The organism is Gordonibacter massiliensis (ex Traore et al. 2017), assembly GCF_019731765.1.
In the GTDB taxonomy this organism is placed as follows: domain Bacteria; phylum Actinomycetota; class Coriobacteriia; order Coriobacteriales; family Eggerthellaceae; genus Gordonibacter; species Gordonibacter massiliensis.
Genome location: NZ_JAASIO010000014.1, coordinates 91,797 through 115,087, shown reverse-complemented (window position 1 = coordinate 115,087; position 23,291 = coordinate 91,797). Strand labels below are relative to the sequence as shown.

Below are 23,291 nucleotides of genomic sequence, written 5' to 3'. Positions count from 1 at the left end.
CAGTTGCATCGTAAGACGGAGAGCCTTTTTTGCTGTCCCAAAATAGGGACTATGTCAATATTGGTTTAACAGCGGAATCAGTCGAACTTGCTGCAAAAAGGCGTTTGTGAACGATATTTTCGACTGATTTTTATATAAGTTAAAATATCATTATATAAAAGACCAGATGAGAAGTTTAAGCCTTCTATTATTCTCCTACAAGATCATGCACAAACGTCTTTTTGAAGCAGAAACGCTAGTTCCCGCTGCCAAACCGCCATCGACATCCCGCGAGCCGACGCATCGTCGTCCCGGGCGAGCGAAGCGCAAAGGAGCCGCCCTTCTGTCATCCTGAGCGAAGCGAACGCAGTGAGCGCAGTCGAAGGATCCCGCGCGGCGCCAGCCGGAGGCGCCTCGGCTGGCGCCGCGCGGGATCCTTCGACTGCGACGGCTACGCCGCTCATCGCTTCGCGATGCCTCCCTGCGTCCGCTCCGCGTGCTCGGGAGTGCAACAGTCCGCTGGACTGTTGCATGCTCAGGATGACAGCCTGGCCGGGTGCGTGCCGGTGCTGGTTTAACAGCGGCCGCTAGTTCGGGAGAGATTATCGAGCTTAGTGAGTAGCCTGGCTCGTAGCGTCGCGCGAACTTGCGGCTCAGGACGCTCCGCTTGCGGATCGAAGGGCAGTCCTCATCTCCGCCGGCCAAGGAGCCGGCGCGCAAGCGCGCTCGGTCGGCCCGCGTGCGAAAGGGGCTCCGAATTCCCTCATTTCCGACATCTCGGCCGCTCACATGCGATACACTACGAACCAACGGTATTCGCGGCGCGTTCGCGCGTTCGCGAGACTTGCAACGCGAGGGTTGGAACGGGTAAGGCTCGACTGTGGTTCGCGCCTTGGAGACAACGACAACGGCGTGGGCCACGCAACCGGAAAGTTGGTGGTCAACATGGCAGCTCCTGCTACCGAACACGTACGAAACATTGTGCTGGTCGGCCAAGACGGCGCCGGCAAGACATCGCTCGCCGAAGCGATGCTGCACGTCTCGGGCCGCACGCCCCGCATGGGCACGACCCACGACGGGAAGTCCTACCTCGATTACGACGAGGAGGAAATCCGGCGCAAGTTCACCATCGGCACGTCCATCGCTCCCATTCCGTACAAGGACTACAAGATCAACCTGCTGGACACGTCCGGCCACCCCGACTTCATCGGCGACACGTTGGCCACCATGCAGGCGGCCGAGATGGCGCTGTTCGTGGTCGACGCCGTAGCCGGCCCGCAGGTCATGACCACCAAGCTGTGGCGCGAGGCCGAGGACATGCGCCTGTCGCGCGCCGTGTTCATCAACCACATCGATCGCGAGAACGCCGACTTCGACACGGCCATGGCCCTTCTGCACGCGCGCTTCGGCTCGCGCCTGGGCCCGGTGACCATCCCCATCGGCGTGGACGCGGACTTCAAGGGCGTCATCGACATCATCCGCATGAAGGCCCGCTACTTCGATCCCGACAGCGACGCCGAGCGCATCGAGGATATCCCCGCCGACTACGTTGAAACGGCGCAGGCGGCCCGCGACAAGCTGTGCGACCTCGTGGCCGAGGCCGACGACGACCTTATGATGAAGTACCTGGACGGCGAAGAGCAGCTCACGCAGGAAGAGCTGGAGCAGCTGCTCGACAAGGCCATCGCGCAGGAGCTGTTCATCCCCGTGTTCGTGGGCTCCACCATCATCGAGCAGGGCATCCAGGGCGTCATGGAGGACATCGCCACCTACTTCCCGCACCCGCGCCACCACGGCCGCTTCCGCCTGGCCAACGGCGAGGAGACGCTCGTCGACGAGACGGGCGAGCCTGCGGGCTTCGTGTTCAAGACCGTGTCCGACCCGTTCGTGGGGCGCCTGAGCTTCATGAAGGTCATCTCCGGCGTGTTGGAGCCGGGCATGGAGCTCGTCAACGCGCGCACGGGCAAGAAGGACCGCCTGGGCCACCTCTACGTCATGATGGGCAAAGAGACCAACGACGTGAAGAGCGCGAAGGCCGGCGACATCATCGTCGTGCCCAAGCTCACGGAAACCCGCACGGGCGACACGCTGTCGAAGTCGGGCTCCGTGGCCATCGACCCGCTTCCCCTGCCCGAGCCGCAGTATCCCGTGGCCATCGAGGCCGTGAACAAGAAGGACGAGGACAAGCTGGGCACGTTCCTGGCCCGCGCGGTGGAGACCGACCCCACCATCCGCGTCAGCCGCAGCGAGGAGACGCACCAGACCGTCGTCACCGCCATGGGCGACGCCCAGGTGGACACGCTGCTCGCGCGCCTGAAGGAGCAGACGGGCGTCGAGGCGAAGCTCGTCGACGTGCGCATACCGTACCGCGAGACCATCCGCAAGACGGCCGAGGCGCAGGGCCGCCACAAGAAGCAGACGGGCGGCTCCGGCCAGTTCGGCGACTGCTGGCTGCGCCTCAAGCCCAATCCGGGCGGCGGCTACGAGTTCTTGGACGAGATCGTGGGCGGCAAGATCCCTCGCGGCTTCATCCCCGCCGTGGACAAGGGCGTGCAGGACGCCATGGCCGAGGGCTTTTTGGCGGGCTACCCCATGGTGGACGTCAAGTGCGCCGTGTACGACGGCTCGTACCACTCGGTCGACTCCAACGAGATGGCGTTCAAAACCGCCGCGCGCATCGGCTTCCGCGCTGCGTGCGAGAAGGCCGACCCCATTTTGCTGGAGCCCATGGCGAACCTGAACGTGACGGTGGGCGAGGAGTACGCCGGCGCCGTGATGGGCGACATCTCCACGCGCCGCGGCCGCATCGTGGGTACCGACTCCAACGACGCGGGCGAGACGGTCATCATGATGCGCGTGCCCTACGCCGAAGTGGTCACGTACACCAAGGACCTGCGCTCCATCACGCGCGGCTCCGGCTCTTACACCCTCGAGCTCGAGGGATACGACCCGGCTCCCGCCGACGTGACGAAGAGGCTCGTGGACGCGTACCAGGCGGCAAGGGCCGCCGGTAACTAGCGGCAACCCTGAACCGCATGCGAGAAGAACGCCGCCTTTCGGGGCGGCGTTCTCGCGTTATGGCTGCATGATGTTCGTGAGCGGAGGGGCGCATCGGAAGCGCGCTTCAAGACATGCGCTTGTCGCGGCGGCGCTGGGCGTTTCCTATACGTTCGGATGCGCTGCCAGCCACTCTTCGCTCGGAGGAGCGTTGCGCCGACACACCTGGTAGCCGTGCTCGGGGTGCGACGTCGTTCCCTTGCCGCAAGGATAGGCGCACACGAGGCCGCTGTAGTTGCAGCGCACAGGTTCGGGGCGCACCAGCGGGGCCAGGTCCTCGCCGCACTTCTTGCACAGAAGCGGCGCGCCGGCCATGATATCCTGCCGGTCGAAGATGGTGCAGGTGCCGCAAACGGGGCATTTCCCCGACTTCTTAGGTGCGGGCTGGCACTTCCCGCACAACGGGTTGCATATCCAGCATCCTCCCGGCATTGCGGCCTTCCTTCCTTTTGTTGGCAAACAGTAAACTTATCCGTCGGGTTACGTTATACTTTATGATGAGTCGATTGCCGTTCGAGCGCGAGCGCGGGCGCCGAAGCGAAAGCGATGGCGCGCGAGCCGCGTAGAGCGGATGTGCGGGACTTCGCGGGCGCAACAACCAACCTAGCATGGAACCCAAGGCGCTTGTACCTATCGCGGTATGAAAATGGATGGCTCTAGTACCATGGGCCATAGGCTCTTTCGTACAAAACGAGTAAGGTTTGGAAAGGACGAGTGACGGGCTGCTCGGTTCTTTTCATCAGGGGGAAAGGGGCGTGCCGGATGACGCAATCTGTGCCGGAGCGATCAGAGGGGAAGGCTTCCAGCACGAAGACTTTGACCATGATCGGATTCAAGGTCATCTTGAGCTGGCACTACCTGGTACTGTTCTCTCCCATTTTCATCGGCGCGACCAACAACCCTTCCTTCTCGTTCTTTCTCGAGCGCCAGTTCACGCTGTACCTGACGCTGGCCTTGTCCTTCGCGGCGCTCGTCGGCGTGGGCCGCTTCTTTCTGAACCGCAACAAAACGGCGCCTTCCACGCTGCTGCTGGGAGCGGCGGGCGTGCTGGCCACGGTCGCCTCGGCTCTGTCGCTCGCCACGCTTTCGGCCGACATGCCGTGGCGCATCGCGTCGGTGGTGCTGCTGGGCTTCTCCGAGGCGTTCCTCATGTTCCTATGGCTCCACTACTATATGGAGGCGGCGGCGGGGCACCTGTTCCGCTCGTTCGCGGTCGATATGATGGCCGGCGGCATAATCGCATTTCTCACGTGCAGCTTCGTGCCGCCGATCAGCTATATCGTAGCCCTGTGCATGCCTGCGGTGGCCACGGTGTCGCTCATCGCCAACTGGCGCACCATCGAACCGGTGGACGTGGCGGTTCCTGCGCCGGCCATCAATCCGCCCCGCAAAAGCATCCTGCGCCATTCGCTGAAGACGCTGCTGCCCACGACGGTGTACGCGTTCGTGTTCGGACTGCTGCAAGGCGGGTTCATCAACAGCGGCGTCGCGCTGCTCATGGCCGGCAACGCCGTGGTGCTCGTGGGCATCGTCGTGGCGGGCATCGTCATCTTCTTCATCCCCGAAGCGCCCGAGACGAATGCGGATATCGACACGATACATCGCTTCTCGCTGCTGTTCTTCGTCCTCGGCATCGTGGGTCTTTCGTTTTTGGGCGGGGGGGGGGGGTTCTCCTCGCATCAGAAACCATTATTTTGGCGGGATTCAACCTGTTCGACTTCGGCGGCCTGATACTCGGCGTCGGGCTGGCTCGGCGGCTTAAGCCCGGATCGCTCCTGCTCGTCGACGGCGGCCGCGTGCTCGTGTACGTGAGCTTGGCGGTGGGCCTTGTGGTGGGCAAGGGCGTGGTCACGGGCCTCGGAGCGGCCGATCCCTCGCTCGTGCTCTACTCGCTGTGCGGAGCCGCCATCACCATGTTGGTTGCCACGGTGCTCACCCCGTTTCGAGAGCAGGATCCTTTCGAGGTGCAGCTTGCCCGCATGACGGCCGAGGCCGGCGCGGCGGGCGCGATGGGCACCGCGGGCGCAACGTCCGTTGCCGCGACCGATGCGGCCCCGACCTCCGACGCCGCAACCTCCAAGAAAGCCGTGGGCGACGCTGCGGCCTCCGCTTCCGCGCCCATCGCTCGCGACGAGGCCGCGACCTCGTCGAAGACGGCGATGCCGGCGAAGCCCGGCGCGGAATCCAAACGCGTCGACACGCCGTGGCGGCGCACGTGCCGCACCATCGCCGAGCTCTACAAGCTCTCTCCGCGCGAGACGGAGATATTCTTCCTCATAGCCAAGGGCCGCAACGCGGAGTACGTCCAGCAGAAGCTGGTCATATCCATGCACACGGCCAAAACCCATATAGCGAACATCTACCACAAACTCGGGGTGCATTCATCGCAGGAGATGCTCAGCTTGATAGAGACGTTCCGCGAGGAGGATATCAAGTCTCACGAGCAAGACTGAAAACTTGCCCACCGCGGCGCGCTGCCGGCGCGCCGTCATGCAAACATCGAGGGGCGCTGCGCCCCGCAATCGTAAGGAGAACTTCATGGAAGAGACCTCGACCGCACCCCAGCTCGATTTGGACGCGTTCACGCTTTCCTCGCAGGACAGCGTGCGTATCGCGATGCCTCCCGAGCCCGCCGCCTCCGAAACCGACGTCGACGCCCAGCTGTTCGCGTACGTGGCCGCCGCAGAGAAGGGCTCGGGCATCAAGTCGATCGCCGATTTGGACGACGCCTGGGTGCAGAGCTCGTTCGACGGCCTCAGCACCATCGAGGAGCTGCGTGCGGGCATCAAGCGCGACCTCGAGCGCCAAGAGAGGCGCATTTGGGACAACCTGAAGTTCCAGAGGTGCTCGGACGTCCTTGTGGCGCGCCTTGAAGGAGAGCTTCCCGCCGACGTCGTCGCCGCCAACATCGAGGCCTCGCACACGCAGTACGAGGAGCGCCTGCGCCTGATGGGCTCGACGAAGGAGCGCTATCTGCGCGAAGAGCATCTCACCGAAGAGCAGTTCGAGGAGAAGCTGCGCGACGACGTGGTGTTCCAGCTCAAGTTCAACGTGGTGCTCGACAAGATGATCGAGGCCGAAGGCGTCAAGGTGGAGAAGTCCGAGCTGACCGAGTACCTGTCGACGAACGATCCCGACGCGTTCCTGGCCGAGATCGAGGCGAACGGCCGCGTGGAGGCCGCGTGCCAGGCCGCCGCCCGCGTGAAGATCATGCGCCGCATCGTGGAGACGGCCGTCGTGGAGACCGAAGAGGGCGCAACCGCCTAGCCGGCCTTCCGCCCGCGCGCCGTCCGCGCGTCGCCAACGTCGCAACCGCTTTGGAAGGACCCGCTGCGCGGGTCCTTCCGCTTGTTTGAGGCCCGTAAACCCCGCATCGTCCCATCTGCATGAACGATTTGCGTTTTGCCTGATAAAAGCCTCGACACTAGCGCGCTAGTGAGTATGACTACCAGTACTAGATCGCCCTTTTTCATACCCGCGAAGGTACTTTCCGCGAATCGGCGCATGGTAGCTTATGCGCTGTGAATGCACCCCAATGTATTTGCGATCTACTGTCGATCCGGTTTCACACAATGGAAGAGGAGGAAACACGATATGTGCTTCAGACCACCTTCGTTCGACGAGATGATGAAGAAGTGCCCGAACTGCGGCGCCTTCAACCCGCCCGAGAACGATAAATGCAAGAAGTGCGGCACCGAGCTTCCCGCTGCGGATGCCGCCGGCACGGGTGCCAACGCGCCCGCTCCCAGTGCTCCTGGCGCCCCCAAGGCTCCTGGCGCCGCCCCGGCCGCTCCCGGTGCCCCCAAGGCTCCCGGCGCGCCGAAACCGCCGACGGCGTAAACGCCGCGCGGATCCGATCCTTCCGGCAAGAGCGGTTTCAGAGAGAGCCGCGCGAACGCCGAGAAAAGGATCATGCAGGTCTTTTAGAAACCCCGATCTTCCGCTCGGAAGAGGAGACCGAACGGACACGGGGGACGCGGTATGCGTGGTTTGAGGAGGCTGCGCATCCCGGGAAAGCGTGCTTCGGGGTTTCTGAAGAATAAGAGTTCATCTTATCGGTATCTCTTTTATGAAAGGGGGGCTTTTCATGATCAACGAATACAACCATGATCTGTACAAAACAGACTGGCGTTGGTACGAGGATGGTTATGAAGTGACCCGCACCTCGGTCTGGACCGGACCTGGGTGTCACAACGGCTGCGGCGTGCTCACGTACGTCAAAGACGGCAAGCTCGAGAAGATCGAGGGCGACCCCAACTTCGGGTACAACCAGGGACGTCTGTGCCTGCGCTGCCTGAACATGGTCGAGAACATCTACAACAACGACCGCCTCAAGTGGCCTCTCCTCCGCGACGGCGAAAAGGGCGAGAACAAGTGGAAGCGCATCACGTGGGAAGAGGCCTTCGACTGGCTCGAGGACACCTACAAGAAGATCTGCAAGACCATTCATGACGACTACAACGGCATCGGCCCCGAGGGCATCGTCGCCCTGTCCGGCACCGGTCGTAACGCCATGTGGCACGGCGCCATGTGCCTCCGCGCCGTCTTCGGCAGCCCGAACATGTCGTTCGGCTTCCTCTCTGCCGACTCCTGCTACCAGCCCCGCATGACCGCCAACCTCATGAAGGACGGCGACTGCTGGATCCTGGACGCTTCCCAGCTGCACCCCGACCGTTACGACAACCCGGAGTGGAAGTGCCCCGAAGTCGTTATCGTGTGGGGCAACGAGCCCCTCGCCTCCAACGGCGACGGTTTCGTCGGTCACTGGCTGGTCGACCTCATGCGCATGGGCACGAAGCTCATCGTGATCGACCCCGCCCTCACGTGGCTCGCCTCGAAGGCCGAGGTCTGGATCCAGGTTCGTCCCGGCACCGACTGCGCGCTCGCCATGGGCATGCTGCGCGTCATCGTCGACGAGGATCTCTACGATCACGACTTCGTTGAGAACTGGTGCTACGGCTTCGACGAGCTCGTCGAGCGCCTGCAGGAGTACCCGACCGACAAGGTCGCGGAAATCTGCTGGATCCCCGAGCAGCAGATCTACGACGCCGCTCGCCTGTTCGCGGCCGCCAAGCCCGGCGCCATCCAGTGGGGTCTCGCTATCGACATGCAGATCTCCGCTATGGAGGCCTCGTTCGCCATCTCCGACATCACGGCCCTCTGCGGCAACCTCGACGTCCCCGGTGGCAACGTGCTCGTGCGCTACGCGTACAACAGCTCCAAGAAGTACGGCTGCGGCCTCGAGTTCATCTCCCCCGAGATGCTCGACCGCCGTATCGGCACCGATCAGTCGCCCATCCACAAGGCCGGCTACACGCCGTTCATTCCGCCCGACCTGCTGCTCGAGGCCATGGAGACGGGCGTGCCCTATCCGGTCCAGATGCTCTGGGTCCACGGCACGAACCCCATCGCCAACATGGCCGGCGACGCTCCCCGCGTGTACCGCGCGTGGAAGAACGTCCCCTACACGGTCGTCGTCGACTACTACCTGACCCCGACCGCGGTCGCCTTCGCCGACCTGGTGCTTCCGGTGGCCATGTCCGTCGAGCGCGACTCCTTCCGCTCCTGGTGGCAGCCGCTGCGTACGCTGACCGCGTCCGCCGGCCGTTACTACGAGTGCATGATGGACGAAGAGCTGGTGTTCTATCTGGGCAAGCGCTTCAACCCGGACTTCTTCAACCAGTTCGAGACCGTGCGCGACTTCCTCACGTGGATGATCCAGGACGAGGGCAACGGCGTTCCCTACACGTTCGAGGACCTCACCCACAAGGTGTACGACTACTGGGATTGGAACGAGACGTACCACAAGTACGAGAAGGGCCTGCTCCGCGAAGACGGCCAGCCCGGCTTTGTCACGGCGACCGGCATGTACGAGATTTCCTCGCCGCTGTTCGACGTGTGGGGCTTCGATCCGCTGCCGCATCACATGGAGCCGTTCGAGAGCCCGGTCCGCACGCCTGAGCTGTACAAGGAGTATCCGTACATCTACACGTCCGGTCACCGCCACATCGGCCTGTTCCACTCCGAGCATCGCCAGCTGCCCACCATGCGCGAAGTGCACCCCACGGCTATCGCCGACATCTCGCCCGAGATCGCCAAAGAGCAGGGGATCAAGGAAGGCGACTGGGTTTGGTTCGAGAACAAGCGCGGCAAGTGCAAGCAGCAGGCCCACATCGCTCCGGGTCTCATGCCGAACCTGGTCCGTGCCCGCCACGGCTGGTGGTTCCCCGAGCAGGAGGCCGCCGAGCCCAGCCTGTACGGTGTGTTCGACAGCAACGGCAACAACCTGACCACGATGGGCGTGTACGGCCCGACGCACTACGGCGCCCCGTACAAGAGCACGCTCTGCAAGTGCTACAAGGTGACGCCTGAAAATGATTGCTCGCCCAGCGAGATTGTGACTAAGGGAGGTGGCTTCGGTGGCTATGACTACACCCGGTTCGAAGGCGACTAACGGTCTGCTGATCGACTACGAATTCTGCACCAACTGCCATACGTGCGAAGTTGCTTGCAAGAAGGTACATGATCTTCCGATCGGCCAGTACGGCATCAAGACGCTTGAGTACGGCCCCGTGAAGAACGTCAACGGCAATTGGGAGTGGACCTACCTGCCCCTGCCCACGGATCTGTGCGACCTCTGCGCCGACCGCGTGGCCGAGGGCCGACTTCCGAGCTGCGTGCATCACTGCCAGTCCGGCATCATGTACTACGGCACGCTCGAGGAGCTGTCCGCTAAGTTGGCTGAGAAGCCCAATCAGGTGCTTTTCGCAAAGTAATGTTGGAACGAAGGAGGTAGAGCTATGGCTCGTCAGGAGAAAGGCGGATTCCGTCCGCCTCCATTGGGGAAAATTCTGTGGAAGTGCACCGAGTGCGGTACTTTCAACGCGGCCGATGCCACGTCGTGCAAGAAGTGCGGCGCCGAGAAGGAGAAGGTTGCTGACAAGTCCATCGAGAGCGCGACGTTCAAGCCGATCGATGACTCCGAGCGCCTGAACCAGGACAAGAAGGCCGTCGAGAAGATTCTCGGCGAAGAGTAGCAGTTCCAACGGCGAGGGGATCTCTTTCTCGAGATTGGGGTCCCCTCCGTCTTTCCATGGCCGTCTGGCAGGGTCGAAACGTTTTCACGGGGAAATGCTGAAAGAGCAAAAGAAGACGATGCCTCGATCCGAGTCTACAAATCCAGGGCTAGCGCACGAAGCGGGAACGCCTTCTTTTGCGCGGGATCCGCACTGTCCGACGGCCGCCTATCAGATTCTCCGACTTGAAAGAACAGCTCATAAGGGTCGGGGAACGTTCCAAGGAGCGGATTATGAGTGCAGCTGCTAAGTCGCCGGGGAAGTTCACCATTTCCCAGGCGATCGACTCCCTCGGAGTCAGCAAGTTTACCATTTCCATTTTCTTCCTCGTTGGCATAGCGATGATGTTCGATGGTTACGACTACATGATCATCTCCTACACCAACACCCAGATCATGCAGGAGTTCTTCGGTCCTGCGGGCAACGACGCCCTCAAGGGCGCCCTGTCGTCTTGGTCGACCATCGGCATCGTGGTGGGCTCGTTCGCAGCCGGCCCGCTGTCCGACAAGTTCGGCCGCCGCAAGATCCTCACCATGGGCACGTTCATGTACGGCCTGCTCACCATCCCGTGCATCTTCGCCCCGAGCTACGAGGTCTTCGCGGTCTTCCGCGTGCTGGCCGGCCTGTTCCTGGGCGTGTGCACGCCTATCGTCACCACGCTGTTCACGGAGTTCACTCCCACGAAGCAGCGTTCGTTCTTCATCACGTTCGGCATGGCCTGGATGATCGTGGGCTGGGTCGTGGCCGCTCTCGTGGGCACCGTCATGGTCCAGGTCGCCACGTGGCACTGGTGCTACGCCATCGGCGCTCTGCCGGTTATCTACGCGTTCATCTTCGGCAAGTTCACGCCGGAATCGGCCCACTGGTGCGCCGTGCACGGCAAGCTTGACGGCGCGGTGAAGACGCTCGAGCGCATCGAGAAGCGCGCGGGCAAGGAGATCCCCTACGAGCTCAAGCCCGAGAACGTGCTCGTGCCGCCGGTTTCCGCCAAGTCGAGCCCGGCCGAGGTGTGGAAGGGCAAGTACCTGAAGACCACCATCGCGCTGGTTATCATCTACTTCGCCGGCAACTTCAGCATCTACGGCGTGAACGCCTGGCTGCCGGCCCTGATGCTCGAGGCCACGGGCGGCGCCGTCACCGCGTCGTACATGCTGGCCATGGCGCAGAACGCCGCGTCCGTCGTGGCGAACTGCACCACCGGTTTCGTGTCGGAGGCCATGGGCCGCAAGCGCAACCTCATCTTCGGCTACGGCCTGTCGGTGGTTGCCTGCCTCATCGTTTCCCAGGTGGTCAAGCTTCCCGCCGAGACGAGCTTCTGGCCGTACCTGATCGCGTTCGTGTTCATGGGCTTCGCTCTGAACTACGCCATCACCGCTGCTCAGCCGATGATGTCCGAGTCTTACCCCACCGAGTTCCGTAACTCCGGCGTTGCGACGATCGTCGCTCTGGGCAAGTCCGCAGGCATCCTGTCGCCCATCATCCTGGGCGGTCTGAAGGCTGCGGGTTGGGCGTTCTCTCCGCTGATCGCTCTGTTGGCCGCTCCCATGGCCTTCGGCTTCTTGGCTGGCTTCCTGCTTCCCAAGGGCGCCAAGGGCATGAACATCGACGATATCGCCGATGAGGCTGCCGACGCGAAAGCGTAAGGTTCCACCGCGCGGCTGTTGACGGTTGCGCGAAGGTTTGTTCGACCGACCGACGGGGTTTCCGGGCTGCTGCCGGAGGCCTCGTCGGTCGGGTTTGCCGGGACGATTCCGTGATCGACCGATTCGCTTGCAGGGCTGCATCGCGTGCGGCCGGCTCCGTCGAATCCTTCCGGCAAACCCGACCGAGATGTCTGCGGGCGGCGTCGTTTTCCGGGAAGACGCCGAACGCAGGCGGCCTAATCGATTGAAGGGGGTTCGCGATGGGCGCTATCATCTGTCCGTTCTGCGGCAAGGAATCGGCATCCGAGGATCATTGCACGAAGTGCCGCACGCGCTTCACCAAGGAGATCCGCGCGGCGGCCTACCGCGTGGAAGACGACCCGCGCAGCGACCGGATAGGCCCGGTTTCCACGAAGACCGCGAAGATATTCTGCTGGGTTATCCTAGGGCTGCTTCTGGTCGCCTTCGTGCTGGCCACCGAGCTCACCGGCAACGGCGTCACCGGCCACTGAGTGACAACGACCACGCCTTCGAACAATTCGCGTTAACCCCCGTAGGGGCGATCTCCAGATCGCCCGGTGCCGAAACGCCCGAAGAAGATGAACGATGCGGCGAGCGCACCGTGCGCTCGCCGCATCGTTTCGTTTTGCCGTAGCCGATCGCGCCGGGCGATCTGGAGATCGCCCCTTCGTTAACGCGAAGGGAAGAGGGCAACCCCTCGCCCCTCGTTTCGCTATCCCTCGCGCTTCGCCTGCTCGTAGTTCTTGATATCCTGCTTCGTGATGCCCACGCTGGCCTGGATGCCCCTGATCTCGTTGCCCGAACGGGTGAAATCGACGCTCGAGGTGCCTCCCAGGATGGCCAGTCCGATGCCCGCCATCATCATGGCGGCGCCGACGGCCATGTTCCCCACTTCCAAAACGCCGCTCGTTTCCAGTGCCAGCTTCACCGTGACCAGCACGATGATGGCGGCGAGGGCGGCGGCGCACTTTATGATGTCCTTGCGGCGGTTCGCCTTGAGGCGTTCGATGTCCTCGTACGCCTTCGCCTTGCGCGCGCTCATGCTCTTTCCCATGACGGTTCCTTTCCCCTGAGTTCGGACCTGTCGGTTCTCCCCGCAGGGACGATCTCCTGATCGCCCCTGCGGGGAGGCCGGCCTTGCGGCCGGCCTCCGAGAGAGGGCCTACGAGGCGGCCGTAGCCGTCTCGGGTGCGTCGACGCCTTCGGTCGCCGCCTTGGCCTTGCGGCCTTCGAGCATCTTCATGTCGCTGTTCCACTTCTTGGAGAACGGCAGCACGTCCAGCGCGGCCACGAGCGACAGCACGCCCATGACCATGAACACGGCCAGGCGGTTGTCGCCGCCCACGGCGCCCTGCACCACGATGTTCAGGATGGAGCCGAACACGATGGCGAAGTTCGCCAGCGACAGGTTGAGCGGGTACTTCTTGGCGCCGTAGCGCTGGCGGGCGAACGCCGAGGCCACCACGGGCACGCCGCCGTAGCAGAAGCCGCAGCAGAACGCGCCCACCACGTAGAGCGCCGAGATGCCGGTGGTGAACGCGCCGATGATGCAGGCGCAGGCGGCCACGGCGATGAGACCGTCGACCAGCATGGTTATCTTCACGTTCGTCTTGTCGTAGATGAGGCCGATGACCACGCGCGCCAGGCCGTTGCAGGTGGACACCAAGCCCACGAGCAGCGTGGCGAAGCCCACGTCGAAGCCCACGGCCTGCGCGTCGGAGGCGCAGTTGCCGATGGTGGCCAGGCCGATGGCGATGACGATGATGGCCCAGACCCAGTACACGTAGAACGTGGACGACTTGAGCGGCGTGTCCTGCTCGCCCGGGTCGTAGCCGCTGGCGGTGGCCTTCTCGGGCGCCATGAGCGCCACGATGTTCGCCGGCGGGCGGCGCAGCGTGCAGGCCAGCACGACCACGACGAGCGCGGTGATCACGCCGATGGCCACGAACACGGTGCCCAGGCCGAGCGTCGGTGCCAGGTTCACCGAGAGCGTGCCCAAAATGAGCGAGCCCAGGCCGAAGCCCATCATGAGCACGCCCGACGAGAAGCCCACCTTGTCGGGGAACCACACGTTGGTCGTGGCGATGACGGAGTTGTAGCCCACGCCCACGCCCAGGCCGCCCAGCACGCCGTAGCACAGGTACACCACGGTGATGCTCCCCTGGCCGAACAGGCCGGTGCCGGCGAAGCCGCAGAAGAACAGCACGGCGGCTACGAATAGCGTGTTGCGCACGCCGATCTTGCCCTCGATCTGCGAGCCGATGACGGCGCCGACGCAGAACGTGATCATCATGATGTTGAACGTGAGGCCCACGGCGCTCTTCTCGAGGCCGAACGTGGTGCATATGGGCGCCGCGAACATGGAGAACGCGTAGATGAGCCCCAGAAACAGCAACGTGAGCGTGGATAAGGCCAGATAGAGCACTCGCTTGCTCTTGATCTGGCCGACGGTCATATCAGGCATGGATCCCCTCTCTTTCAACGGTTACACGCGCGCACGGGCAAACGCGGGCATGCCGTGCGGCAGATACCATTGTGCCGTGCGCGCGCGGGCGCGCGTATAGTCGTCCGTACTAGATGCCCCCGTTTTCATACTCCTCACGGTAGGGGGAACCGCGCGCCGGTGGTAGGTTGCAAGGCGAGCAAACGCGCGCGTCCGCGCGCGGCTTCCGTCCGGAGGCGCACGCCGTCTTCGCCGGGGAACGTCAGGGGGAGGCGAGGAGCGTGGCCGACATACGCAAGAACCGCTACGCCATTTTGGTATGCGGCATTCTGACCATGCTCATGTTCGGCACGATCTACGCCTGGTCCATCTTCATCCCTCCGCTCGAGGCCGAGTTCGGTTGGTCGCGCAGCCAGACGTCGCTCGTGTTCTCCGTCGCCATGATAGGGTTGTCGTTCGGCATGCTGTCCATCGGCCCCCTTTCGAAGGTGCTCTCGCTGCGCACGTGCTTCGTCGCCTCCACGTCGCTCATCGTGGTGGGGCTGTTCTCGTGCCAGTTCATCACCGAGCTGTGGCAGCTCTACGTGTTCTACGGCGTGTGCTGCGGGCTGGGCTCGGGCATGAGCTACACCGTGTGGACCACGAACACGCTCGCGTGGTTCGGCGACAAGGTGGGGTTCGCCTCGGGCGTGCTGGTCATGGGGTTCGGCATGGGCGCGCTGGTGCTGGGGTCGCTGGCCTCGGCGCTCATCTACTCGTCTTTGGGCTGGCGCCTCGCGTTCGTCGTCATCGCGGCGCTGGCGTTGGTGGAGGCGCTCGTCGCCATCAACTTCATCCAGGAGCCGCCGCCGCGCATCGCGGCGCTCAAGCCGAAGCGCGACGCCGTGGGCGTGAGCCTGCCCGGTTCGAAAACGGTGCGCGAGCCGTCGTTTTGGCTGTTCTGCATCTGGCGCAGCGTGGTCATGGGCGCGGGCGGCGCCGTGATAGCCGAGGCGTCCGTCATGATGACGGGCATCGGGTCGTCCATTGCGTTCGCCACGGCGGCCGTGGGCGCGCTCGGCTTGGGCAACGGGTTCGGCCGGCCGCTCGGCGGCATCCTGTACGACCGCATCGGGCAGAACCGCACGCTCGTGGTGCTGCCGGCGCTCGCGTTGGCCGTGTCGGTGGGCATGGCGGCGGCGTACTGGTTCGAGGTGCCGTGGATGTTCGCGCCGTTTTTGCTCATCGAGGGGCTTTTGTACGGCATGTACGCGGCCATCAACACGTCGTACATGCGCACGACGTTCGGCCAGCGCGACCTGGCTATGAACACCGGCATCAGCGCCGTGGTGCTGGCGCCGTTCAACCTGGTGTTCCCGCTCGTGGCCGCGGCGCTGTTCGAATGGACGGGCGGCTACGAGGCGTTCTTCGTGCTCGTTCCCGCCTTCGCGCTGCTGTCGCTGGTGTGCGGAGCGCTGTGCAAGCCCGCGAACGCGCGGCTGCAGGCGAAATACGGGGCGCTGGAGAAGGATGCAGGGAAAGGAGGCGGCCATGTCGTGGGGCAAAGGGCAGATCACGAAGCAGGCGTACCGCACCGCGCCTGAGGACTACGCCGCGTTCGAGGCCGTGAACCTGGCCGGGAGGGACGGCGTGCGCGTGCTGGACGTGGGGTGCTTCGACGGGTTCAACACGCGGCTCAAGTTCGCCCCCTACGCCGGCGTGACGCGCGTGGTGGGCATCGACCCGATGGCCGACGCGGTGGCCGAGGCGGCAGCGCTCACGGCCGGCGACCCCCGTTTCTCGTTCGCGTGCACGACGTTCGAGGAGTACGAGCCGGGCGACGAGGAGCGCTTCGACCTCGTGTACTTCTCGCACGTGCTGCAGCATCTGCCTGATCCGCAGGCGGCGCTCGACAAGGCGTGCCGGCTGCTCGAACCCGGCGGCTTCGTGGTGGTGAAGACCGTCGACGACGCCGCGAAGCTGTCGTACCCCGACCCCGACGCCGTCATGCGCCGCCTGTTCGCGCTGTACGAGCGGCACGTGCTGCCGAACACCCCGCACACGTCCCGCACCGACCGCTACAACGGCGAGAAGTGCTACACGCTCATGAAGCGCGCGGGCTTGGACAACGTGCGCGTGCGCACGTTCTCGGCCGACACGGCCGGCAAGGAGCTCGACGAGCGCCGCGCCCTGTTCGAGCGGTGCGTGTACTTCCGGCGCAACGTGCCGCCCTGCGTGGACGAGGCGGCTGCAAACGAGATCCGCGCGCTCGCGGACGCGTGGGGCGCCCTGTTCGAGCGCGACGACTACTACTTCTCCAGCCAATCGTTCGTGGTGATAGGGCAGAAGCCGCAGGAGGGCGAGCCGCCGTGGACGTACGCGGGGCCGGTGTTCGGCGACGGGGCGGCGGCGGAAGCGCCCCGCTTCGCGAAAGCGGGAGGCGCGGAGATATCGAGGGGGGAGCGGACGGCAGGGGGAGCGGTTTCGACCCTTGCGATACGCCCCTTGGCGGAGCGCGACCTGGGCAGGGTCATGGGCATAGAGGTGGCGTCGTTCCGCGATCCGTGGACGCCGCTCGCCTTCGCGCTCGAGCTGCGCCACAACCCGTGCGCGCATTACGCGGCCGCCGTGGTGGACGGGGACGTGGCGGGCTACCTGGGTTGGTGGGGCACGCCGGAGGGAGCGGCCATCGTGCGGGTGGCCGTGGACCCCGCGCTGCGCAAGGCGGGCGTGGGCCGCGCGCTCGTGGAGCAGGCGGCACGGCGCGCCCGCGAGGAGGGCCATGCCGCGCTCAAGCTCGAAGTGCGGGCCGGAAACGCCGTGGCCTGCGCCTTCTACGCGCGCTTGGGTTTTTTGGTGGTTGCCGTGCGCGCGGGGTACTACGACGATCCCCCTGAAGACGCCCTGGTCATGGCCCTTCCGCTGGGATAGGCGGGCGGGGGCTTGCCGCAGCCTCTTTCCGCCCCGTCAGTGCGTGTCGGCCTCTTCCAGCGTGGCGTCAGACATGCCCACGGCCCATAACATGTAGGCGTTCATGATGCGCGGGGACTTGTCGGCGAGCGATTCGGCGTCGGCGGCGCTGGCCTGGTCGCTGGCGCCGCGGAGGTGCAGGGGGCGGTAGAGCGGCCGCGCGGCGTATCCGGCGCGCTTGGCCACGAGCAGGGTGGGGAACGTCACGCCGGCGTTGTTGTACGTCGTCGCCGCGTTGTTGTAGAGGCGTTCGAGCAAAGGCAGACGGCTGTCGATCTCGCCCAGCCGCTCAATCGCCTCGTGCGCACGCTCGAGCGCGGTTGCGCGGCGCATGTCGGTTGCGGCGGACAGGGCGCGCCATGCGTCCGCGAGCGCGCTGTCCGCCGCCGCGGCCGCTTCGATTCCGTCGGCGTTTCTGCAGGCGTCCAGCGCTCGGCGGACGTCGTCGGTGGGAGCGTCGCCGAATTCGGCGCTCGCGGACAGCGCGTCGATCAACCGCCGGGACGCGTCCAGCCGCTCCATGCGCTGCTCCTGAACGCGGCTCCAGGCCTCGCCGGCCTCTTCGTCGAGCCTTTGCAGGTTGCGGAAGAGCAGGATCATGATGACGGTGAAGCCGGTGGCGAGTACGACGAACGGCACGAGAACGGACATGATCGACATGAGGGCCCCCTTCGGAGTCGGCTGACGCCGCTATTATACGAAGGGGGCCCTCGCGAACCATACCACTGCTGGTATGGTTCTAGGGTATGAACGCGCCGGCTTCGGCGCGGCTTACAGACCTGATCGCGTGCGCACCTCTTCGATGCTGCGCCCGCATTTCGAGAAGTCCCTGCCTGCGGTTCCCGCGAAGATGGCCAGGATGAACGCCGATATCCACATGGCGCCGCTCACCACCATGTTGCCTTCTTGCAGGATGCCGGCAACCTCCAGCATCGGTTTGCCCAGCAGTATCAGCATCATCACGGCAAGCGCTGCCAGGATCTTGATGATGTCGAGCCGCCGCTTCGCTTTGAGGCGCTCTATCTCGGCACGCGCTTTCGCGGCGCTTCCCTTTTTGCCCATGCGGGCCTCCTATTCCCGAACCCGGCCCGCCTTATGCGACGGGGAGCCGCTTTTCGCGCCCTATCCGACCGACCGGTCCACGGCCTCTTCGGCCACGGCCATGGGCACCGCCTCGGCCGATGCCACGACGGGCGCGCCGGCCGCGTTCGGATGTATCTCGTCGAGCTCGTCCATGAGGTGCTGCGCCTTCGCGCGGTGGACTTCATGGATGGGCGTGCGGCCGAACTTGGCGTTGTAGATGAGGAACGTGGCCAAGCCGGTGAAGAACAGGCCGGCCACGGCCAGGAAGAACGAGCCCAAGTGCACGATCCCCTCGCCGAACTCTCCCATCGCGAACGACACGCCCACATTGTACATGTTGTAGCCGCCCACGGGAATCATCACGCTGAAACCCTGCCCCGCGAAGTTCGCCAGCGCGCCCGACACGCCGAGCGGCGCGAACACGGCACCGCAGAACCAGGCCGTGAGCAGGATCCACACGGGCTGGCACTTCGGCGTGATGCTCTTCACCACCAGGTAGATCACCTGGAAAAGCGCGCACAGCAGGCCGCCTGCGAGGAAGGCCAGCGGGAACACGAGCGCCGTCGTGTTCTTCTCAACGGACACGAGCGGCTCGACGCCCGCGGCGCCGCAGACGTAGCCGAACAGGATGCTTATGCCGGCGGCCACGGCGTTGAACCATATGACCAGCCACAATCCCTGCCACACCGCTTTGCCCGCCGTGGCGTTCTGCTTCGTCCAGGGCCCCACCATCTTCATGCCCACCGCCATGGCGAAGCCGGAAAACGGCAGCAGCGCGCCGAACGTGCCCCATTCCTCGACCATCTGGTAGGTGGCGAACCCGCCCAGAACGCAGCCGATAACGCCCATGCTGATGAGCGTCGCCCCGCCGATGAAGAACTGCATGGGCGTGCCGGTGAGCGCTTGCGTCCACACCGTGACGATCGCTTGGGCGACGAGCGCGAGCACGCCGCCTATCAGGAAGCTGTAGATAACCGTCTTGTAGGCTTTCATCGATTCATCCCCTCTACGTGTTCGTATGACATGCGCGAAAGCGCGAGACGCCGTCATTGTACCGGTGCGAGGAGAGCCGATATCGATCCGTGCGTACTAGGCCCTGTTGATTTTCGTCCACACGGGAGGATGAATAGCGGCGGAAAGGGCGCGCTTGCGAGGGGAGGGCCTCGGGGTGCGAGAGGGGCGAAAACAGGAGAGCCGGGAACGCTTCCGCGCTTCCGGCTCCTGTGTTTCAGACCTTCTCGATTATAAGACGGTATCTACTAGTTGGCAAGACCGTCGGTCAGGTATTTTTGCTTTGACCGAGAATTCATGTCGATTCGCGGAATCGTGCCCGGCGGGCCGAGCGGCTACTCGCCCTTGTCGGCGAGGGCGCTCGGAACGAGGGAGCGGGCGGCCGTGCGCGCTTCGCCGAGCTTCTCGCGCGTCCGAGCCAGGCCGGGCTTGACGGCGTACGCGTAGGCGATCTTCACGAAGGGGCCCACGGCGAGCAGGTTCACGAAGAACGCGAGCGCAAGGGACACGGGCAGGCCCTCGACGTAGGCGAGCCAGGTGAAGCCGGCGGGCCCGTTCGAGATGAGCACGCCGAAGAACGTCATGAACGTCACCATGGAAACCACGTTCACGGCCGTCATGGCCACCGTGCGCTTGAACCCGGACAGGCTGGACGACACGACGGCGGGCGCCACACGTGCCACGATGGGGTTGGCGACGAACAGGCGCACGCAGAACGCGGCGGCGAACGTGAGGGGGTACTCGTAGAGCGCCTGCGCGTACGCGGCCCAGGTGATGTCCGACGCGTGCAGCAGCCAGTTGATGGTCACCATGCACGTGACCATGCAGAATACCATGAGCGTTTGGAACGCGAGCTTGTCCTTTCCGCCGGTGGGCACGGGGACGGCGCCTCGCAGGGCGCGGGTGTAGGCGTTGTCGGGCAAAAAGCGTGCAGCATGCAAAGACATAGGGTCCTTTCGGTCGAAGTGCGTATTTCGTTGTCGTTTCTTTCATGCGCCATGCTGCCGAGCCGGGCGGCTCGGGCGTTTCGGGCGCGAACGCGGCGGAAAACATCCGCCGACGCAAGACGACGAACAGCCGACGCCGGGCGGCGGGCTGCATCGAAAATGTCGTCGATGATGAAAAAACGGGCAGCGCTCGTGGCGCTGGCGAATCCGAATGCCATCGGATGACTCCAGTATAGGGCAAGGTCGTCTGCCGGCCCCGTCGAAAAAGTTCATCACCAGAAACTCTTCACCGGAAAGCGCCCCGAACCCCGTTCGCCGCTCGAACGAGTCCGTCCGCACCCCTTCGGGGCCCGTCGATCCGTCTGAGGCGAGGCTAGCCAAAACACGCTAATGGTGATAATCTAGTATAAGACATAATCTATCATTACTCGACGGATCACCGAGCGAACAGGCAGCGCGAGAGAAGGGACGGAAGGCATGGAAACCTACTACAACCCGGAGGACCTCGACAAGTTCTCGACCATGGGCGAGGAAGCTCCCGAGCTTTGGGATCTGTACATGGCCTACTACGGCAAGGTGTTCGCCGAGGGCGCGCTCACGGCGCGCGAGAAGGCGATCGTCGCGCTGGCGGTGGCGGCGGCCGTGCAGTGCCCGTACTGCATCGACTCCTACACGCAGTCGTGCTTGGAGAAGGGCGTGACCGAAGAGCAGATGACCGAGGCCATCCACGTGGCGAACGCCATCCGCGGCGGCGCGGCGCTCGTGCACGGCGTGCAGATGAAGAACGTGGTCAAGCAGCTGGAAATGTAGCCATGCCCGCAACCGACGAACAAGCCCAAGCCGTCATGGACTCGTTCCCGCCGTTCTTCGAGCGGACGGACGAGGACACGCGCCGCACGCACGAGCGGCTCGACGTGCTGCAGGTGAACGTGGGGCGCCTGTGCAACCTGGCGTGCCGCCACTGCCACATGGACGCGGGCCCGAACCGCACCGAGGTCATGGCGCGCGACACCCTGCAGGCGTGCTTGGACGTGGCCGCGGGCCGCGGCTTCAAGACGCTCGACGTGACGGGCGGCGCTCCCGAGATGAATCCCGATTTCGAGTGGTTCGTGCGCGAGGCCGCCGCGCGCGGCCTGGACGTCATCGTGCGCTCGAACCTCGTCGTGATGCTGGACGAGCCGTACTGCCACCTGCCCGAAGTGCTGGCCGAGCTGGGTGCGACGGTGTTCGCCTCGCTGCCGCACTACACGGAGAAGCCCGTGGAGAAGCAGCGCGGCGTGCACACGTTCGACGGGGTCATAGCCATGCTGCAGAAGCTGAACGCGCTGGGCTACGGGCGCGCCGAGGGCGCGAACGAGGACGGGCTCGTGCTCAATTTGGTGTTCAACCCGAGCGGCGCGTTTTTGCCGCCCGACCAGGAAGCCCTTGAGAAGGAGTACCGCGCCAAGCTCGCCGAGGACTACGGCATCGTGTTCGACCACGTGTTCGCCATCGCGAACAACCCGCTGGGGCGCTTCGGGAACCTGCTGCACAAAACCGGCAACCTGGAACGCTACATGGGCAGACTCGTGAACGCGTTCAACCCCGACACCGTGCCGGCCATGATGTGCCGCAGCCAGCTGTCGGTGGGTTGGGACGGCGCGCTGTACGACTGCGACTTCAACCAAGCGGCCGGCCTCCCATGCAAAAACGGCCTGACCATCGCGGAGCTGGCGGCCGACCCCGCGCTGCCGCTGGCGCGCGACATAGCGTTCGGCAACCACTGCTACGCCTGCACCGCCGGAGCCGGCAGCAGTTGAGGCGGCTCCACGGCGTAGGTCTACGCCTTTCGGTTCCGGTGGCCTGGCGGCCATCGGAACGAAGCCGCCGCCGCGGAACCTACCTCCCCGCGGCGGCGCGCTTTCTCAAAACGCGAAAGACAGGCCGTCGGCAGCGGGCTTGACGCGGCCGCCGTACTGCCGCAGGTACTCCTCCAGCTCGGCGAGCGTGACGGGCTCGTCGTAGTGCATGGCCAGGTGCGTGAGGTAGAGCGTCTTCGCGCCCAGCTCCAGACCCTCCTCGATGCATTCCTGCACGCTGTGGTGCGCGTCGGGCGACCAGTTCCGCTTCCAGAACGTGGCGTCCATGGCCATGACGTCCACGTCGCGCACGCGCTCGGCCGTCTCGGGCGGCAGCTTTCCGGTGTCCGACGCGTAGAACAGGCGCGTCTCGGGCGTCTCGATGAGGTAGCCGTACGTGCCCGGAGCGTGGGTCACGGGCAACGCCGTGTAGCGCGCGCCGTCCAGCTCCACCTGCTCGTAGGGCGCGAGCTCGCGCATGTCCAGGCAGTAGGTCATGTAGTGGAACTCGATGCTCGCCCCTTCCAGCGCCTCGGCGCTGCCGTACGTGGGCAGCGGCGCTTTGCGCACGAGCTGCACCAGGTACTCCAGCTCGCCGAGGCCCCCCAAATGGTCGAAGTGCGCGTGCGTGTACAGCAGCTCGTCGATGTTTCGCACGTCCTCGCGGATAAGCTGATGGCGCACGTCGGGCGGCGTGTCGATGAGCACGGTCTTCTCGCCGCGCACCATGACGCCGCAGTCGCCGCGCCGCGCCCGCGGGTCGCGGCGCGCCTCGTCGCAGGCCGGGCAGTCGCAGAAAAACGCCGGCACCCCGCATCCGGCGGCCGTGCCCATGAACGTGAACGTATGCGTTGCGTGTCCCATCGCAATCTCCTTGCTCGTCGGTGCTTCGCCCTCATGATAGCGCTTTTCGCGACCCGGCTGCCGCGCGCTTCGAGGGTTCGGCGGTCGCGCTTCCGAAAGCGGCCCGCTCTCGCAGAGCGTCCGCAGCGCGCGAATCGTTCCCCTGTCGATTTCGTCGTCTTTCCGTTTGATCGTGCTACTATAGGCACCGTTCCATCCGAGGGTTCCGGGTTGGAGGAGGCCCGCGCTCTCGGCAAGCTGTTTCCGACGGGGGGAAGAGGCTGTCATGCGACAGGGCTTTTTGGCGGGAAACCAGCGTGTGCTTCGGTCGGCGCCGTGCCGGCTGCGGCTTTCGGCGTGCGCCGGACGCGTTCGCGCGCGGCGAGGCGCGGCGAAGGGCG

At 64.6% G+C, this 23,291-nt stretch carries 22 protein-coding genes; 14 read left to right on the top strand and 8 right to left on the bottom strand.

Annotated features, from left to right (window positions below):
- Positions 1–924: 924 nt before the first annotated feature.
- Positions 925–2,997 (top strand): elongation factor G, encoded by a 2,073-nt coding sequence (locus HCH03_RS13845; protein WP_221689955.1) that lies wholly within the window; start codon positions 925–927, stop codon positions 2,995–2,997.
- Between the two features lie 144 nt (positions 2,998–3,141).
- Here HCH03_RS13845 and HCH03_RS13840 read toward each other — a convergent pair whose 3' ends face one another.
- A complete protein-coding gene (locus HCH03_RS13840) occupies positions 3,142–3,468 on the bottom strand; it encodes a hypothetical protein (RefSeq protein ID WP_221689954.1) in 327 nt (108 codons plus the stop codon).
- 390 nt (positions 3,469–3,858) lie between these two features.
- Here HCH03_RS13840 and HCH03_RS16480 point away from each other — a divergent pair, with 390 nt between their 5' ends.
- The 9 genes from HCH03_RS16480 (at position 3,859) to HCH03_RS13800 (ending at position 12,267) form a co-directional block, all read left to right on the top strand.
- The gene (locus HCH03_RS16480) at positions 3,859–4,767 is read left to right on the top strand and encodes a hypothetical protein (protein WP_185906018.1); all 909 of its coding nucleotides are present in this window, start codon (positions 3,859–3,861) and stop codon (positions 4,765–4,767) included.
- The gene (locus HCH03_RS16475; RefSeq protein WP_246600042.1) at positions 4,731–5,489 is read left to right on the top strand and encodes a response regulator transcription factor; all 759 of its coding nucleotides are present in this window, start codon (positions 4,731–4,733) and stop codon (positions 5,487–5,489) included. Before HCH03_RS16480 ends, HCH03_RS16475 begins: the two co-directional genes overlap by 37 nt.
- 85 nt (positions 5,490–5,574) lie before the next feature.
- Positions 5,575–6,303 carry a hypothetical protein gene (locus HCH03_RS13830; RefSeq protein WP_221689952.1) on the top strand — a complete coding sequence of 243 codons (729 nt, stop codon included), beginning with the start codon at positions 5,575–5,577 and terminating at the stop codon, positions 6,301–6,303.
- A gap of 327 nt (positions 6,304–6,630) precedes the next feature.
- On the top strand, positions 6,631–6,876 hold the full coding sequence (locus tag HCH03_RS13825) for a hypothetical protein (RefSeq protein ID WP_080144711.1): 246 nt from the start codon (positions 6,631–6,633) through the stop codon (positions 6,874–6,876).
- A 247-nt stretch (positions 6,877–7,123) separates the two neighbouring features.
- The gene (locus HCH03_RS13820) at positions 7,124–9,490 is read left to right on the top strand and encodes a molybdopterin-dependent oxidoreductase (protein WP_185906016.1); all 2,367 of its coding nucleotides are present in this window, start codon (positions 7,124–7,126) and stop codon (positions 9,488–9,490) included.
- Positions 9,462–9,812: a 4Fe-4S dicluster domain-containing protein gene (locus HCH03_RS13815; RefSeq protein WP_114602345.1), complete on the top strand. Its 351-nt coding sequence runs from the start codon at positions 9,462–9,464 to the stop codon at positions 9,810–9,812. The genes HCH03_RS13820 and HCH03_RS13815 overlap by 29 nt, the downstream gene beginning before the upstream one ends.
- Before the next feature lie 24 nt (positions 9,813–9,836).
- A complete protein-coding gene (locus HCH03_RS13810) occupies positions 9,837–10,073 on the top strand; it encodes a hypothetical protein (protein ID WP_080144714.1) in 237 nt (78 codons plus the stop codon).
- 272 nt (positions 10,074–10,345) lie between these two features.
- Positions 10,346–11,755 carry an MFS transporter gene (locus tag HCH03_RS13805; RefSeq protein WP_185906015.1) on the top strand — a complete coding sequence of 470 codons (1,410 nt, stop codon included), beginning with the start codon at positions 10,346–10,348 and terminating at the stop codon, positions 11,753–11,755.
- Between the two features lie 260 nt (positions 11,756–12,015).
- Positions 12,016–12,267 (top strand): hypothetical protein, encoded by a 252-nt coding sequence (locus HCH03_RS13800; RefSeq protein WP_080144716.1) that lies wholly within the window; start codon positions 12,016–12,018, stop codon positions 12,265–12,267.
- Between the two features lie 221 nt (positions 12,268–12,488).
- On the opposite strand, the gene HCH03_RS13795 is transcribed toward HCH03_RS13800, so the two are convergent.
- Together HCH03_RS13795 and HCH03_RS13790 are read right to left on the bottom strand one after the other, a co-directional pair.
- The gene (locus HCH03_RS13795; RefSeq protein WP_185906014.1) at positions 12,489–12,830 is read right to left on the bottom strand and encodes a hypothetical protein; all 342 of its coding nucleotides are present in this window, start codon (positions 12,828–12,830) and stop codon (positions 12,489–12,491) included.
- A 108-nt stretch (positions 12,831–12,938) separates the two neighbouring features.
- On the bottom strand, positions 12,939–14,240 hold the full coding sequence (locus HCH03_RS13790) for an MFS transporter (RefSeq protein ID WP_221689951.1): 1,302 nt from the start codon (positions 14,238–14,240) through the stop codon (positions 12,939–12,941).
- Positions 14,241–14,500: 260 nt separating this feature from the next.
- On the opposite strand from HCH03_RS13790, the gene HCH03_RS13785 reads away from it, so the two are divergent.
- Positions 14,501–15,802 (top strand): MFS transporter, encoded by a 1,302-nt coding sequence (locus HCH03_RS13785; protein WP_185906012.1) that lies wholly within the window; start codon positions 14,501–14,503, stop codon positions 15,800–15,802.
- Entirely contained in the window at positions 15,750–17,129 is a 1,380-nt protein-coding gene (gene rimI, locus HCH03_RS13780) for a ribosomal protein S18-alanine N-acetyltransferase (protein WP_221689950.1), read from the top strand. Before HCH03_RS13785 ends, rimI begins: the two co-directional genes overlap by 53 nt.
- 36 nt (positions 17,130–17,165) lie before the next feature.
- Here the strand turns inward: rimI and HCH03_RS13775 are convergent, their stop codons facing one another.
- The 4 genes from HCH03_RS13775 to HCH03_RS13760 form a co-directional block, all read right to left on the bottom strand.
- Positions 17,166–17,828, bottom strand: coding sequence for a LemA family protein (locus HCH03_RS13775; protein ID WP_221689949.1), 663 nt, complete (start codon positions 17,826–17,828; stop codon positions 17,166–17,168).
- Positions 17,829–17,939: 111 nt separating this feature from the next.
- The gene (locus tag HCH03_RS13770; RefSeq protein WP_221689948.1) at positions 17,940–18,230 is read right to left on the bottom strand and encodes a hypothetical protein; all 291 of its coding nucleotides are present in this window, start codon (positions 18,228–18,230) and stop codon (positions 17,940–17,942) included.
- A 60-nt stretch (positions 18,231–18,290) separates the two neighbouring features.
- Entirely contained in the window at positions 18,291–19,244 is a 954-nt protein-coding gene (locus tag HCH03_RS13765; RefSeq protein ID WP_185906009.1) for a SpoVA/SpoVAEb family sporulation membrane protein, read from the bottom strand.
- A 353-nt stretch (positions 19,245–19,597) separates the two neighbouring features.
- Positions 19,598–20,209 (bottom strand): hypothetical protein, encoded by a 612-nt coding sequence (locus tag HCH03_RS13760; protein ID WP_221689947.1) that lies wholly within the window; start codon positions 20,207–20,209, stop codon positions 19,598–19,600.
- A gap of 477 nt (positions 20,210–20,686) precedes the next feature.
- Between HCH03_RS13760 and HCH03_RS13755 the strand changes: the two genes are divergently transcribed.
- Complete coding sequence (locus HCH03_RS13755; RefSeq protein WP_080144725.1) at positions 20,687–21,019, top strand: arsenosugar biosynthesis-associated peroxidase-like protein; 333 nt, start codon at positions 20,687–20,689, stop codon at positions 21,017–21,019.
- 2 nt (positions 21,020–21,021) lie between these two features.
- The gene (arsS, locus tag HCH03_RS13750; protein WP_221689946.1) at positions 21,022–22,008 is read left to right on the top strand and encodes an arsenosugar biosynthesis radical SAM (seleno)protein ArsS; all 987 of its coding nucleotides are present in this window, start codon (positions 21,022–21,024) and stop codon (positions 22,006–22,008) included.
- A gap of 105 nt (positions 22,009–22,113) precedes the next feature.
- On the opposite strand, the gene HCH03_RS13745 is transcribed toward arsS, so the two are convergent.
- Positions 22,114–22,911, bottom strand: coding sequence for an MBL fold metallo-hydrolase (locus HCH03_RS13745; protein WP_185906005.1), 798 nt, complete (start codon positions 22,909–22,911; stop codon positions 22,114–22,116).
- Positions 22,912–23,291 lie beyond the last annotated feature (380 nt).

Bases quoted from the DNA above. Each gene is read 5' to 3' on its own strand.
- HCH03_RS13845 (WP_221689955.1), top strand. From the start codon at position 925: ATGGCAGCTCCTGCTACCGAACACGTACGAAACATTGTGCTGGTCGGC.
- HCH03_RS13840 (WP_221689954.1), bottom strand. From the start codon at position 3,468: ATGCCGGGAGGATGCTGGATATGCAACCCGTTGTGCGGGAAGTGCCAG.
- HCH03_RS16480 (WP_185906018.1), top strand. From the start codon at position 3,859: ATGATCGGATTCAAGGTCATCTTGAGCTGGCACTACCTGGTACTGTTC.
- HCH03_RS13830 (WP_221689952.1), top strand. From the start codon at position 5,575: ATGGAAGAGACCTCGACCGCACCCCAGCTCGATTTGGACGCGTTCACG.
- HCH03_RS13825 (WP_080144711.1), top strand. From the start codon at position 6,631: ATGTGCTTCAGACCACCTTCGTTCGACGAGATGATGAAGAAGTGCCCG.
- HCH03_RS13820 (WP_185906016.1), top strand. From the start codon at position 7,124: ATGATCAACGAATACAACCATGATCTGTACAAAACAGACTGGCGTTGG.
- HCH03_RS13815 (WP_114602345.1), top strand. From the start codon at position 9,462: ATGACTACACCCGGTTCGAAGGCGACTAACGGTCTGCTGATCGACTAC.
- HCH03_RS13810 (WP_080144714.1), top strand. From the start codon at position 9,837: ATGGCTCGTCAGGAGAAAGGCGGATTCCGTCCGCCTCCATTGGGGAAA.
- HCH03_RS13805 (WP_185906015.1), top strand. From the start codon at position 10,346: ATGAGTGCAGCTGCTAAGTCGCCGGGGAAGTTCACCATTTCCCAGGCG.
- HCH03_RS13800 (WP_080144716.1), top strand. From the start codon at position 12,016: ATGGGCGCTATCATCTGTCCGTTCTGCGGCAAGGAATCGGCATCCGAG.
- HCH03_RS13795 (WP_185906014.1), bottom strand. From the start codon at position 12,830: ATGGGAAAGAGCATGAGCGCGCGCAAGGCGAAGGCGTACGAGGACATC.
- HCH03_RS13790 (WP_221689951.1), bottom strand. From the start codon at position 14,240: ATGCCTGATATGACCGTCGGCCAGATCAAGAGCAAGCGAGTGCTCTAT.
- rimI (WP_221689950.1), top strand. From the start codon at position 15,750: ATGTCGTGGGGCAAAGGGCAGATCACGAAGCAGGCGTACCGCACCGCG.
- HCH03_RS13775 (WP_221689949.1), bottom strand. From the start codon at position 17,828: ATGTCGATCATGTCCGTTCTCGTGCCGTTCGTCGTACTCGCCACCGGC.
- HCH03_RS13770 (WP_221689948.1), bottom strand. From the start codon at position 18,230: ATGGGCAAAAAGGGAAGCGCCGCGAAAGCGCGTGCCGAGATAGAGCGC.
- HCH03_RS13765 (WP_185906009.1), bottom strand. From the start codon at position 19,244: ATGAAAGCCTACAAGACGGTTATCTACAGCTTCCTGATAGGCGGCGTG.
- HCH03_RS13760 (WP_221689947.1), bottom strand. From the start codon at position 20,209: ATGTCTTTGCATGCTGCACGCTTTTTGCCCGACAACGCCTACACCCGC.
- HCH03_RS13755 (WP_080144725.1), top strand. From the start codon at position 20,687: ATGGAAACCTACTACAACCCGGAGGACCTCGACAAGTTCTCGACCATG.
- arsS (WP_221689946.1), top strand. From the start codon at position 21,022: ATGCCCGCAACCGACGAACAAGCCCAAGCCGTCATGGACTCGTTCCCG.
- HCH03_RS13745 (WP_185906005.1), bottom strand. From the start codon at position 22,911: ATGGGACACGCAACGCATACGTTCACGTTCATGGGCACGGCCGCCGGA.